Origin of the sequence: Sphingobium sp. YBL2, from assembly GCF_000943805.1 — a bacterium.
Taxonomy (GTDB): domain Bacteria; phylum Pseudomonadota; class Alphaproteobacteria; order Sphingomonadales; family Sphingomonadaceae; genus Sphingobium; species Sphingobium fuliginis.
Genome location: NZ_CP010954.1, coordinates 3432199 through 3445502, shown reverse-complemented (window position 1 = coordinate 3445502; position 13304 = coordinate 3432199). Strand labels below are relative to the sequence as shown.

General features: G+C 65.5%; 12 protein-coding genes. 1 reads left to right on the top strand and 11 read right to left on the bottom strand.

Features of this window, described 5'->3' with window-relative positions; translation table 11 throughout:
* Positions 1 to 119: 119 nt before the first annotated feature.
* From pnp to rimP, 11 genes are all read right to left on the bottom strand, one after another.
* On the bottom strand, positions 120 to 2447 hold the full coding sequence (pnp, locus tag TZ53_RS15960) for a polyribonucleotide nucleotidyltransferase (protein ID WP_044661913.1): 2328 nt from the start codon (positions 2445 to 2447) through the stop codon (positions 120 to 122).
* Between the two features lie 272 nt (positions 2448 to 2719).
* Complete coding sequence (gene rpsO, locus TZ53_RS15955; protein WP_007689051.1) at positions 2720 to 2989, bottom strand: 30S ribosomal protein S15; 270 nt, start codon at positions 2987 to 2989, stop codon at positions 2720 to 2722.
* Positions 2990 to 3006: 17 nt separating this feature from the next.
* Complete coding sequence (truB, locus tag TZ53_RS15950) at positions 3007 to 3924, bottom strand: tRNA pseudouridine(55) synthase TruB (RefSeq protein WP_044661912.1); 918 nt, start codon at positions 3922 to 3924, stop codon at positions 3007 to 3009.
* Between the two features lie 69 nt (positions 3925 to 3993).
* A complete protein-coding gene (locus tag TZ53_RS15945) occupies positions 3994 to 4590 on the bottom strand; it encodes a thymidine kinase (RefSeq protein ID WP_025550403.1) in 597 nt (198 codons plus the stop codon).
* 3 nt (positions 4591 to 4593) lie between these two features.
* Positions 4594 to 5490 (bottom strand): alpha/beta hydrolase family protein, encoded by an 897-nt coding sequence (locus TZ53_RS15940; protein WP_044661911.1) that lies wholly within the window; start codon positions 5488 to 5490, stop codon positions 4594 to 4596.
* Between the two features lie 120 nt (positions 5491 to 5610).
* Positions 5611 to 6012 carry a 30S ribosome-binding factor RbfA gene (gene rbfA, locus TZ53_RS15935; RefSeq protein ID WP_044661910.1) on the bottom strand — a complete coding sequence of 134 codons (402 nt, stop codon included), beginning with the start codon at positions 6010 to 6012 and terminating at the stop codon, positions 5611 to 5613.
* Between the two features lie 123 nt (positions 6013 to 6135).
* Positions 6136 to 8733 (bottom strand): translation initiation factor IF-2, encoded by a 2598-nt coding sequence (gene infB, locus TZ53_RS15930; RefSeq protein ID WP_044661909.1) that lies wholly within the window; start codon positions 8731 to 8733, stop codon positions 6136 to 6138.
* A gap of 70 nt (positions 8734 to 8803) precedes the next feature.
* Positions 8804 to 9460 (bottom strand): DUF448 domain-containing protein, encoded by a 657-nt coding sequence (locus tag TZ53_RS15925; RefSeq protein WP_044661908.1) that lies wholly within the window; start codon positions 9458 to 9460, stop codon positions 8804 to 8806.
* A 141-nt stretch (positions 9461 to 9601) separates the two neighbouring features.
* Positions 9602 to 9838: a tautomerase family protein gene (locus TZ53_RS15920; RefSeq protein WP_025550395.1), complete on the bottom strand. Its 237-nt coding sequence runs from the start codon at positions 9836 to 9838 to the stop codon at positions 9602 to 9604.
* 6 nt (positions 9839 to 9844) lie between these two features.
* Complete coding sequence (gene nusA, locus TZ53_RS15915) at positions 9845 to 11416, bottom strand: transcription termination factor NusA (RefSeq protein ID WP_025550393.1); 1572 nt, start codon at positions 11414 to 11416, stop codon at positions 9845 to 9847.
* Positions 11417 to 11428: 12 nt separating this feature from the next.
* On the bottom strand, positions 11429 to 11953 hold the full coding sequence (gene rimP / locus TZ53_RS15910) for a ribosome maturation protein RimP (protein ID WP_044663095.1): 525 nt from the start codon (positions 11951 to 11953) through the stop codon (positions 11429 to 11431).
* A gap of 198 nt (positions 11954 to 12151) precedes the next feature.
* Here rimP and TZ53_RS15905 point away from each other — a divergent pair, with 198 nt between their 5' ends.
* On the top strand, positions 12152 to 13288 hold the full coding sequence (locus TZ53_RS15905) for a PQQ-dependent sugar dehydrogenase (protein WP_044661907.1): 1137 nt from the start codon (positions 12152 to 12154) through the stop codon (positions 13286 to 13288).
* Positions 13289 to 13304 lie beyond the last annotated feature (16 nt).

Sequence of the window (13304 nt, the reverse complement as noted above, 5' to 3'; positions counted from 1 at the left end):
CCGTAACATAACTTCCACGCCCGCCAATTGATGGAGATCAGGAAACATTCAAATCCTGTCAAAAAAGGGCGCCCGGCAAGCCGGACGCCCGTTCTTTTTCCCGAGTCCGACGAACCGGATCAGTCCTGGGTCAGGAAGTCGGGCAGACCGGCGTTGGAGCCGTCGTCATCGCCGCCCCTGCCTTCGCCGCGCGGACCGCGGTCGCGGCGCGGGCCGCGATCGCCGCCGCGGCCGCCACGGTCGCCCCGGTCACCGCCACGATCACGGCGATTGCGGTCGCCACGGCCGCCTTCACGGTCGCCGCCCCGATCCCCCCTGGGTTCGCGGGGCGGACGGGTGTCTTCCAGTTCCTCTCCGGTTTCCTGATCGACGACGCGCATGGACAGGCGAACCTTGCCGCGCGGGTCGATTTCGAGAACCTTGACCTTCACTTCCTGCCCTTCCGACACGACGTCGGTCGGCTTTTCGACGCGCTCATTCTTCATTTCGGAGACGTGGACGAGGCCGTCCTTGCCGCCCATGAAGTTCACGAACGCGCCGAAGTCGACGATGTTGACGACCTTGCCGGTGTAGATCTTGCCGACTTCCGCTTCCTCGACAATGCCGAGAATCCACTTCTTGGCGGCTTCGATCTGGGCGATGTCGGACGAGCTGATCTTGATGATGCCCTCGTCGTCGATGTCGACCTTGGCGCCGGTTTCCGCGACGATCTCGCGGATGACCTTGCCGCCGGTGCCGATGACGTCGCGGATCTTCGCCTTGTCGATCTGGATCGTTTCGATGCGCGGGGCATGGGCCGACAGTTCGGTGCGGGTCGAGGACAGGGCCTTGCTCATTTCACCCAGGATATGGGCGCGGCCTTCCTTCGCCTGACGCAGCGCGACCTCGAAGATTTCCTGCGTGATGCCGGCGACCTTGATGTCCATCTGCATGGTGGTGATGCCCGCTTCCGTGCCCGCCACCTTGAAGTCCATGTCGCCAAGGTGATCCTCGTCGCCCAGAATGTCGCTGAGGACAGCGAATTTGGAGCCTTCCAGGATCAGGCCCATGGCGATGCCCGACACCGGACGCTTCAGCGGAACGCCCGCGTCCATCATGGACAGCGAACCGCCGCAGACCGTCGCCATCGAGGACGAGCCGTTGGACTCGGTGATGTCGCTCAGCACGCGGATGGTGTAGGGGAATTCTTCCTTGCTCGGCAGCACCGGGTGCAGGGCCCGCCATGCCAGCTTGCCATGGCCGACTTCGCGACGGCCCGGCGCGCCGAAGCGGCCGACTTCACCGACCGAATAGGGCGGGAAGTTATAGTGCAGCATGAAGCTTTCATAATGAACGCCGGTCAGGCCGTCGATCATCTGCTCCGCGTCCTTGGTGCCCAGCGTCGTGGTGCAGATGGACTGCGTTTCGCCACGGGTGAACAGCGCCGAACCATGGGTGCGCGGCAGGAAGCCCACCATCGCCTCGATCGGGCGGATCTGCGTGGTGGTGCGGCCGTCGATGCGCTTGCCGTCCTTCAGGATGGCGCCGCGGACGATTTCGGCTTCCAGCTTCTTGGTCAGCTTGATGCCGGCCATGACGGTCTGGGCGTCGAGGCCTTCCTCCGTGAAATAAGCCTTCGCCTTGGCGCGGGCTTCATTGAGCGCGTTGGAGCGGGCCGACTTGTCGGTCAGCTTGTAGGCGGCCGTGATGTCCTTGCCGATCAGCTTCTTGAGCTTCTTCTTGAGGTCATCCAGGTCTTCGCCCTTGGCGACGTCCCACGGGTCCTTCGCGGCCTTTTCGGCGAGGTCGATGATGGCGTTGACGACCTTCTTCGACGCTTCATGCGCGAAGAGGACGGCGCCGAGCATGACGTCTTCCGACAGTTCCTTGGCTTCCGATTCGACCATCATCACCGCATTGCCGGTGGCGGCGACGACCAGGTCGAGTTCGCCGGTCTTCACTTCGTCCAGCGACGGGTTCAGCTGATATTCGCCATCCTTGTAGCCGACGCGGGCGGCGCCGATCGGGCCCAGGAAGGGAACGCCCGACAGGGTCAGCGCAGCCGAAGCGGCGATCATCGCCACAATGTCGGGCTCGCTTTCGCCGTCGAAGCTCAGAACCTGAGCGATGACGTTGATTTCATTGTAGAAACCTTCGGGGAAGAGCGGGCGGACCGGACGGTCGATCAGGCGGGAAACCAGCGTTTCCTTTTCCGTGGCGCCGCGTTCACGCTTGAAGAAGCCGCCCGGAATGCGACCGGCGGCCGAATATTTTTCCTGATAATGGACGGTCAGCGGGAAGAAGTCCTGTCCTTCCTTCACCGACTTGGCGGCGGTCACGGCGCACAGCACCACGGTTTCGCCATAGGTCGCCAGCACGGCGGCGTCTGCCTGACGCGCAATGCGGCCGGTTTCGAGCGTGAGGGTCTTGCCGCCCAGCTCGATTGATACCTTCTTTACATCGAACATAGATTTTTCCTTCGCCCGCGCGGCCCTATTGCCGGGCGGGGCCTGTTTCGGACCGGATGGTCCATGGATGGAGAGCCTATCTCTCCTCCGTTCGGGCGGAGCTTGTCGAAGCCCAATCCTTCCCTTCAAAAGAAGGAGTGCCCTTCGACAAGCTCAGGGCGAACGGTGTGGGGGATGTCCCCCGGATCATGACGCCATGCCGGATTGCCCAGCGCCATGTTGTCAGAATCGGAAACGGCCCCGACATGGGGGCCGTTCCTTCTTTAGCAGACTTACTTGCGCAGGCCCAGCTTGGCGATGAGGTCGGTGTACCGGGCCCCATCCTTCTTCTTGAGGTAATCCAGCAGCGAACGGCGCTTGTTGACCAGCATCAGCAGGCCGCGACGGCTGTGGTTATCCTTGTGATGACCCTTGAAATGCTCGGTCAGGTTGGCGATACGCTCCGAGAGGATCGCAACCTGGACTTCCGGCGAACCGGTGTCGCCCTCGGCGCGGGCATGTTCCTTGATCAGCGCTTCCTTGCGCTCTGCAGTGATCGACATCGGCTTCCTTTCTGAGATTAGAGATTAAAGCCGCGCACCACCCGGACCTCCGGGCCACTGGCTTCGACCAGCGCGACGGGCGTTTCGCCCTCCATCGCCAGCATCAGGCCGGTATGCGGTTTCCCCACGAGCACCTTCCCCTGTCGGAGAGCGAGCGCATCGTCGGGAGAGACTGCGAGAGCCGGGATGTCGTCCAGCCCCGCCGTCAACGGCAGCATGAGCTGCGCGATGTCGCCGCCCCTAGCAGCTTCGTCCAATTTGTCCAGCGAAATCGCGGATTGCAGGGTGAAGGGGCCGGCCTTGATGCGGCGCAGCATGGTGACATGACCGACAGTGCCGAGCGCGCGCGCGATGTCGCGGGCGAGGGAACGGATATAGGTGCCCTTCGAAACATGGGCGCGCAGGGTGATTTCGCCGATCTCCGCGCCGCCCTCCCCTTCTCCAGGCTTCGCTGGCCCCTGGGGCGGGGATATGGCGAGGTTGTGGATGGTGATGGCGCGGGTCTTCATCTCGACCTCCTCCCCCTTGCGGGCAAGGTCGTAGGCGCGCCGGCCGTCGATCAGGATCGCGCTGTAGGCAGGCGGCGCCTGCTCGATCGGGCCGGTGAAGCGGGGCAGGACCGCCTGCACCTCCGCCAGCGTGGGGCGATGCAGGCTGGTGGCGATTTCCCGGCCCTCAAGGTCCAGCGTGTCGGTCTGGAGGCCGAAACCTATAGTGAAATCGTAGATCTTGTCGCTGTCCAGCATCCGTCCGGCGAGCTTGGTCGCTTCCCCCACCGCTATCGGCAGCACGCCCGTCGCCAGCGGGTCGAGCGTGCCGCCATGGCCCACCTTCCACTTGCCCGCGCCACTCTGGCGCAGGGCGCGCTTCACCGCGCTCACCGCCTGGGTGGAGCCTAGTCCCAAGGGTTTGTCGAGGATGATCCAGCCGTGCATGGCGGCGCGCTCTAGCCCTCCTGTCGCCTGTTGTCAGCCCTTTCCGGGCCGTCGCGGCATGTGCGGCGGTCAGCAGCCGGAGCGGCGTTCCACGAAATGGCGGCGGCAAAGCGCGACATAGCGGTCATTGCCGCCGATTTCCGTCTGCTCGCCCTCGCGGATGGGGCGCCCCTCAGCATCGACGCGCAGGTTCATGGTCGCCTTCCGCCCGCATTCGCAGATCGTCTTGATCTCCGTCAGCGTGTCGGCCAGGCCGAGCAGCGCGGCGCTGCCCTCGAACAACTTGCCCTGGAAGTCGGTGCGGATGCCGTAGCACAGCACCGGAATGTTCAGCCGGTCGCAGACGGCGGCGACCTGCCAGACCTGTTCCTCGTTCAGAAATTGCGCCTCGTCGATCAGCACGCAGGAGAGCGGCGTCCGTGCCTGTCGGGCGGCGATGGCGGCGAAGAGATCGGTGGCGGGGTCGAACAGATGGGCCTGCGCGTCCAGCCCGATGCGGGAGACGATGCGTCCCTTTCCGTGGCGCCCCTTCCCGTAGCGGTCATCCACCGCGGCAGTCCACAACATGGTTTCCATGCCGCGTTCGCGATAGTTGAAGCTGGATTGGAGCAGGGTCGTCGATTTGCCTGCGTTCATCGAGCTGTAGTAGAAATAGAGCTTGGCCATCGGTCAGCGCGCCATGGGGGCGATCTGCTTGAGGAAGCGGACGAGCGCGTCGGCCAGGGCGATGCGCCTGTCGGAAAAGCTGTGGTCGGTCGGCCAGACCGCCAGGCGCGTGTCGGGATTGGCCGATTGCGCGTCTGCCGTCACCTTGCGCGCCATGGCGCCGATGCCGCGTTCCGCGCCGATGATGGTGAGCGGGCGGCGGCCATAGCCCACCAGCTTGCGGCCAAGGTCGAATTTCTCGCTGTTGGTGCGGATTTCGGCGGTGAGGCTGTCATAGGTGGCGCCTTGCAGGGGTGGCAGGTCGCTGGCGACTTCGGCCCTCCAGGCGGCCTCGCCCTGGGGGGTGGAGAGGGTCGTGACGGTTTCGGCCGGGTCCCAGGGGTCGATCAGGAACAGGCCGGCGACATGGGGTTCGGCGGCGGCGACATCGGCAGCCATGAAACCGCCCATGCTGTGGCCCGCGACGACGATGGCGCTGGTGTCGATGCGATATTTGGCGACGGTCGCGGATTGCTGGAGATATTGCAGGGCGTTCCAGGCGTCTTCCGAGGCGTGGGTGAAGGAGAAGCTGCCGGGGCTGCCCCAGGAGCCGCGATAGTGGAGCGTGAGGACATGCCACCCGGCGCGGCGGGCGGCCTGGGCCAGGTCGAGATTTTGCTCATTGCCGGGGAAGCCGTGGAGGAGGAGCAGCGTCGGGTGAAGACCCGGACCGGCGGCGGTGTAAAGGACGGCGTTGAGCAGGCCGTCCTCCGAGGGGATGGTGAAGGCGCTCATGCCGGCGGGGTAGGCAGCGTCGGGCGCGGGGTCGCTGACGACGGCGGGGTGGACCGGCGCTTCCCTGGCTGCGGCGGGTATGGCCAGGGCCAAAAGCGCGATCGCGACTATGCCGGTTCTTTTCATCTGCCTGCCCCTTGCCTTGCCTGCGGGAGAGACGCTGTTAGCCGGGCTGCGCCGTCGCGTCGATGGGGGAAGATGCCTGGCCGAGTACAGCGTGCTCCTGCGAAGGCCGGAGCATATTGCCTATTCGCCTTCGCCTTCGGGCTGCTCCAGATCGCGGGCGACCTTGGGATCGCGGAGCAGCCTGTCGATATGGGTGCCCTCATCGAAACTCTCGTCCGCGAGGAATTTGAGCTTCGCCGCATATTTGAGGCGGATACGGGTCGCGACCTCCCGCTGGAGATAGGCGGTGTTGGTGCGCAGCGCCTTCAGCACGGCTTCCTCATCCTGGCCGAGCAGCGACTTGATGAAGACGGTCGCATGGCGCAGGTCGGGAGACATGCGGACTTCGGTGACGCTCACCACATGGCTGGCGAGGACGTCGTCATGCACGTCGCCGCGCTGGAGAATGTCGGACAGGACATGGCGCACCTGTTCGCCCACGCGGAGGAGGCGGACAGAGGAGCCTTCATTGGGAGCGGGCATTATATCCTCCCCTCCCGCAAGCGGGAGGGGCCGGGGGTGGGCTCTCCCCATCGGCCATTGCAGTTCAGGAGAGGGCGAGCCCACCCCCTAGCCCCCTCCCGCCTGCGGGAGGGGGGACATGGATCACAGCGTGCGGGCGCGTTCCTCGACCTCGAACAGTTCCAGCGTGTCGCCGGGCTTGATGTCGTTGGTGTCCTGGAGCACCGCGCCGCATTCCATGCCTGCGCGGACTTCGGAGACGTCGTCCTTGAAGCGGCGGAGAGAGGCGATATGGGTGCGCGACACGATGACATCGTCGCGGGTGAGGCGCGCGGCCAGACCCTTGCGGATGATGCCGTCGAGGACGAGCAGACCGGCCGCCTTGTCCTTCTTGCCCGCCGGGAAGACCTGAAGCACCTCGGCCCGGCCGACGATGGTTTCGATGCGTTCCGGCGCGAGCTGGCCGGCCATTTCGCCGCGAACTTCCTCCAGCAGGTCGTAGATCACGTCATAATAGCGCAGCGAGATCTTCTCGCGCTCCGCCAACTGGCGCGCCTTGGCATTGGGGCGGACATTGAAGCCGATCAGCGGCGCGCGGCTGGCGGCGGCCAGCGTGACGTCGCTTTCGGTGATCGCGCCGACGCCCGAATGCAGGATGCGGACCTTGATCTCGTCGGTCGAAATGCGGTTCAGCGACGAGACGATCGCTTCCACCGAACCCTGCACGTCGCCCTTCACCACCACCGGATATTCGATGACCTTGGTGTTGAGCGCCGAGAACATATGTTCGAAGCTGGTGGGCGCGGCGGTGGTGCGCTTCTTGGTCGCCTGTTCCTGACGATAGGCGGCGACTTCGCGGGCGCGGGCCTCGTTCTCGACGACGGTGAGCTGGTCGCCCGCCATCGGCACGCCGGACAGGCCCAGCACCTCGACCGGGGTCGAGGGGCCGGCGGTCTTCACCTGCTGGCCCTTGTCGTTGATCATCGCGCGGACCTTGCCGCTTTCCGAACCGATGACGAAGGTGTCGCCGATCTTCAGCGTGCCCTTGCGCACCAGCACAGTGGCGACCGCGCCACGGCCCTTGTCGAGCTGCGCCTCGATCACATTGCCTTCGGCGGCGCGATCGGGATTGGCGGTGAGTTCGAGCAGTTCGGCCTGAAGCATGATCTTGTCGAGCAGTTCGTCGAGGCCCGTCTTCTTGAGCGCGGAGACTTCGACATCCTGGGTTTCGCCGCCCATGTCCTCGACGATAACCTCATGCTCCAGCAGGCGCTCTCGCACGCGCTGGGGATTGGCTTCGGGCTTGTCGACCTTGTTGATCGCGACGATCATCGGCACGCCGGCGGCCTTGGTATGGTTGATGGCCTCGATGGTCTGCGGCATCAGGCCGTCGTCCGCCGCCACCACCAGGATGACGATGTCGGTGACATTGGCGCCGCGCGCGCGCATTTCCGAGAAGGCCTCGTGACCCGGCGTGTCAAGGAAGGTGACGAGGTCGCCGCCCTTGGTCCTGATCTGATAGGCGCCGATATGCTGGGTGATGCCGCCGCTTTCGCCCGATACGACATTGGTGCCGCGCAGCGCGTCGAGCAGCGAGGTCTTGCCGTGATCGACATGGCCCATGATGGTCACGACCGGCGGACGGGCCTTGAGCGTTTCGGGCGCGTCGACCTCGCCTTCCATGCCGATCTCGACGTCGGCGTCGGACACGCGCTGGATGCGGTGGCCGAATTCCTCGACCAGCAGTTCGGCCGTATCCTGGTCGATCGCCTGGTTGAGCGTGACGGCGGTGCCCATCTTGAACAGGGCCTTCACCAGGTCCGCGCCCTTTTCGGCCATGCGGTTGGCAAGTTCCTGAACGGTGATGCTTTCGGGCACCACCACGTCGCGCGACTGCTTTTCCCGCTGCTGGGCGCCGCCCGAATAATGGGCGCGCCGTTCCTTCTCGCGGGCGCGCTTGAGCGCGGCGAGGCTGCGGGCGCGGGCGCTGTCGTCATCCGACAAGGCGCGGGTGACGGTAAGCTTGCCGGCCTGGCGGCGATTGTCGTCGCCGCGCTTGGCGCGGTCGGGCTTGGCCGGTTCCGGGCGCTTGACCGGCGCAACCGGCGTGAAGCGGCGCGGCGGCGGCACGGTGGCGGAGGTGGCGGGCTTCGGCTCGGCGGCTGCGGGCGCTGCTTCGGCCGGGGCATCGGCGGCGGCCGGCGCAGGCTCCTCGACGGGCGCCCTGGCGGTTTCCTCCGCCGGCCCGGCCTCGACTTCGGTCCGGCGCGCGGCTTCGGCCTCGGCAGCCTCGGCAGCCAGGCGGTTTTCCTCGGCGCGGCGCTTTTCCTCCTCGCTGGCGGCGAGGCGCTGGGCGTCTTCGCGGCGGCGCGCTTCCTCCAGCGCGGTCATGCGGGCTTCCTCCGCCTCGCGCAGCAGCTTCGCCTGCAATTCCTGACGCGACATCAGGCTCTGCGGCGGGGCCGGACGCGCGGGAGCCGGCTGCGGCGCGCGGGCCTGCGGCTGCTGGGGCGCGGGGGCCTGCGGAGCGGCGGCCACGGGCGTGGGATCGGCCTGCGGTTCAGGCGCAGCGTGTCCGGCTTCACCCGGCTTGCCCAGGATGCGGCGCCGCTTCACCTCGACCACGACCGTATTCTTGCGGCCATGGCTGAACTGCTGCTGCACCTGACCGGACTCGACCGTGCGCTTGATCCCCAGCGGCTTGCGGCCCAGAACCGGCTTGTCTTCCTTGCTGTCACTCATACGACTGAACTATACCCTTCACATCAACCCGACCGGCAAGGCCCGTCGGCGCCTTCATTCCAATGCTACCTCAGGCGCCCAGTGCCCCTGCGGAGTCCTGCTCCCCATGCACCGGCGCTCCGTTAGCGCAACCCAGATAGCTTTCCAAGCGGCCTATGGCGCCGCGCAGACGTGACGCCGCACGCGAGTCGGTCACCGCGATATGGACGACATTGTCCCGCCCCATTGCCATAGATAGGGCGTGTCGGTCCACAGGCAAGACGATGCCCGCCAAATCCGTGCCTTCGGCGTCCTGCCCGACGCGGAAGGCCTGGTCGAGCTTGCGGTTGCCGTCGGCCGCCGCGTCGGCGGCGTGGAGCAGCAGCTTCACCTGACCCTTGCGGCAGGCGACGTCGATCTTTTCCGAGCCGGTGAGGACCATCGACGCCCTCGCCTCCAGCCCCAGACGGTCGAGCAGGGCCTTGCGCAAGCCCTCCTCGATCAGGGCGGGCAGCGCGTCGGGGATTTGCAGGTCGCCGGTCTTGAAGGCGCGGGCGAGCGCGCCCTTGAGCTTGCCCTTTGCCAGCGCCTGTTCGAGTTCGGCGCGTGGCACACCGATCCACGCGCCCCGGCCGGGCGCCTTGGCGCGGATGTCGGGCAGGATTTCGCCATTCGGGCCGCAGGCGAGCCGGACCAGCATGTCCGGGTCGGCGCGGTCGCCCGACAATATGCATTTGCGTTCGGTCATGGGCGCGCCTCCCAATAATGGGCCGCATTCCTGCGCAGGCAGGAATCCAGTTCCACGCTGTCGGGAGCATGCCAGGGCAGAACTGGGCTCCTGCTTTCGCAGGAGCACATCCCTGACGCGGCGATGTTGGGACTCAGCCTCTCATTGGGAAGTGACCGCAGCATGGGCGTCCTCCCCTATGGGCTTGGGCGCGTCGCGGTCGGCGATGAGCTGGCCGCCTGCGCCGTAATTTTCCGTCGGGATTTCGGAAATCACCACCTGCACGGCAGCGGGCGACTTGCCCAGCCGCTCGACGAGCGACCGGGTGACGTCGGCGACGATGGCCGCCTTCTGCTCGCGGGTGGCGTTTCCGGCCAGACGGATGTCGACGAAGGGCATCTGTTCTTACGCTTCCTCGCCTTCGAACCAGTGGGCGCGGGCGGCCATGATGATCTCATTGCCCTGCTCTTCGCTGAGGCCGTATTCGGCGAGAATCCCGCCCTTGTCCTCTTCCTTGTTCTCGCGGCGGCGACGCTGGTCGACGCGCTTCCGGGCGACCAGTTCGTCGGTGGCGAGGTCGGCCAGATCGTCCAGCGTCTTGATGCCCGCCTTGCCCAAAGTCACCAGCATGGCTTCGGTGAGGTGCGGCATGTCGGCCAGCGCGTCCTCGACGCCCAGCGCCTGACGCTCTTCACGCGCGGCGGCTTCGCGGCGATCCAGCGCTTCCTGGGCGCGGCTTTGCAGTTCCTGCGCCAGTTCCTCGTCGAAGCCCTCGATCGCGGCCAGTTCGTCGATGCCGACATAGGCCACTTCCTCCAGCTCGCCGAAGCCTTCGGCCACCAGAAGCTGCGAGAGGGTTTCGTCCACGTCCAGTTCGTTCTGGAACATTTCGGAGCGGGCGACGAATTCCTTCTGGCGCTTCTCCGACGCGTCCGCTTCGGTCATGATGTCGATGGCCTTGCCGGTCAACTGGCTGGCGAGACGGACATTCTGGCCGCGGCGGCCGATGGCGAGCGAAAGCTGATCGTCGGGAACGACGACTTCGATCCGCTCTTCCTCCTCATCGATGACGACGCGGGCGACCTGTGCGGGCTGGAGCGCGTTGACGACGAAGGTCGCGGTATCTTCCGACCAGGGGATGATGTCGATCTTCTCGCCCTGCATTTCCTGCACGACAGCCTGCACGCGGCTGCCCTTCATGCCGACGCAGGCGCCGACCGGGTCGATGCTCGAATCGCGGCTGATGACGCCGATCTTGGCGCGGGAACCCGGATCGCGGGCGGCGGCCTTGATCTCGATCACGCCATCGTAGATTTCGGGCACTTCCTGCGCGAACAGCTTCTTCATGAATTCGGGGTGCGCGCGGCTGAGGAAAATCTGCGGCCCGCGATTTTCGCGGCGCACGTTCAGGATGACCGAACGGATGCGGTCGCCGACGCGGACGACTTCGCGGGGAATCTGCTGGTCGCGGCGGATGACGCCCTCGGCGCGGCCCAGGTTCACCACGACATGGCCGAATTCGACCGACTTCACGACGCCGGTGATGATTTCGCCCACGCGGTCCTTGAATTCCTCATGCTGGCGCTCGCGCTCGGCATCGCGGACCTTCTGGAAGATCACCTGCTTGGCCGACTGGGCGTCAATGCGGCCGAGGTCGATGGGCGGCAGCGGATCGACGATGAAGTCGCCGATCACGGCGTCCTTCTTGAGCTTGGCCGCCTGCTTCAGGTCCACCTGTTTGAAATAGTCGTCGACCTGCTCGACCACCTCGACGACTCTCCAGAGGCGAAGGTCGCCGGTGTCCGGGTCCAGCTTGGCGCGGATGTCGTTTTCGGCGCCGTAGCGGGCGCGGGCGGCGCGCTGGATCGCGTCTTCCATCGCCTCGATGACGATCGCCTTGTCGATCATCTTTTCGCTGGCGACGCTGTTCGCGATGGCGAGCAGTTCGGCCTTGTTGGCGGAAATGGCGTTGGCCATGGACGTAAACCCTTATTCCTCGGTTTCGAACTCGTCCGCCCCATCGGAGGAGAGCGGCATACTAGCAGCAATCAGCGCGTCGGTCAGTATCAGCTTGGCATCCCCGACCAGCGCGAAAGGGATGACGACATCGCCGGCCTTGGCATCCTGGAACAGGATGTCGTCGCCCTCAATGCCCTTGAGCACGCCCCGGAAGCTCTTGCGCCCGGCCACGGCCTCCGTAGCCTGGATCTTCGCCTCATGCCCGGCCCATTCCAGGAAATCGGCGAGGCGGGTCAGCGGACGGTCGATGCCCGGAGAGCTGACCTCGAGGCGATAGGCTTCCTCTATCGGGTCAGCTTCATCCAGCACGTCCGAGAGGCGGCGCGAGATGGTGGCGCAATCCTCTATGACAAGCTGCTTCGTTTCAGGGCGCTCGGCCATGATCTGGAGCGTATGCTCGTCACCCGAGCCGAACAGCCTGATGCGCACGAGGTCGAAGCCCAGGGCCTTCACCTCCGGTTCGATCAGGGCCGTCAGTTCGGCGATGTCCGCCATGGGATCTCCCAAAAAAACAAAATTGCGGCTTCCCGTCGCCGCAGGCGATCCGCCCGCGACCCCGACATGTTTGACGATGTAAGGAAGCAGGGGCGATATAGGCGGGATGCCGCAAAGCTGCAACTCATTTGTCGCGAGGCATTTGATGCGCATTCTGGTAGCGTCATCAATTCCCCGATTCAGCCGAGAGGAGACGATATGCGCCATCTTGCCCTCACCGCCCTGCCGCTGGCCCTGATCGCCTGTTCGGCGGACGATGCCGTGGGGCAGAACAGCGCCGCGTCGGCGGCGAAGCCGTTCAGGACTTCCGTGATCGCTGATTTCGATGCGCCCTGGGCCATGACCTTCCTGCCCGATGGCCGGATGCTGGTGACGGAGAAGGCGGGCGAGATGATCCTGTTCGATCCGAAGAACGGGACGAAAATCCCGGTCGCGGGCATTCCGCCGGTCGACAGCGCGGGTCAGGGCGCGCTGATGGACGTGGTGCCGGCACCGGACTTTGCACGGAGCGGGACGGTCTATTTCAGTTTCTCAGAGGCGGGTCAGGGCGGCAAGGGCGTGGCGCTGGCCACGGGGGTTTTCAATCAGGCGAGCGACGGGACGACGAAGCTGGACGGCGTGAAGGTGATCTTCCGCGCCAGCCCATATGTGGATGGCAATGGCCATTATTCGGGACGAATCGCCTTCTCGCCGGACGGGAAACATCTGTTCTTCACCAATGGCGAGCGGCAGAAATTCGATCCGGCGCAGGACCCGAAGTCGACTTTGGGGAAAGTGTTGCGGCTTAATCTGGACGGCACGCCGGCCGCGGGCAATCCGCTGGCGGCGAAGGGGTTCCATCCGGCGGTCTGGTCCTATGGGCATCGCAATCTGCTGGGGATCGCCTTCGACAAGGACGGGCGGCTGTGGGAGCAGGAAATGGGCCCCAAGGGCGGGGATGAGGTGAACCTGATCAGGCCGGGATTGAATTATGGCTATCCCCTCGCCTCCAACGGCAGCCATTATGACGGGCGGGACATTCCCGATCACAAGGCGGGCGACGGGTTTGAGGCGCCTAAAGTCTGGTGGAATCCGGTGATCTCCCCGGCCGGGCTTGTCTATTATTCGGGCGACCTGTTTCCGCAATGGAAGGATTCGCTGTTCATCGGCGGGCTGTCGAGCGAGGCGCTGGTGCGGGTGAAGCTGGAGGGGGAGAAGGCCTCCAAGGCCGACCAGTGGGACATGGGCGCGCGAATCCGGGAGGTGGAGCAAGGGCCGGACGGGGCGCTCTGGCTGCTGGAGGATGGCGGGCAAGGGTCGCAGGGGCGGTTGCTGAAGCTGACGCCTGCTGTCTGAACAAAAAAACGGGGCC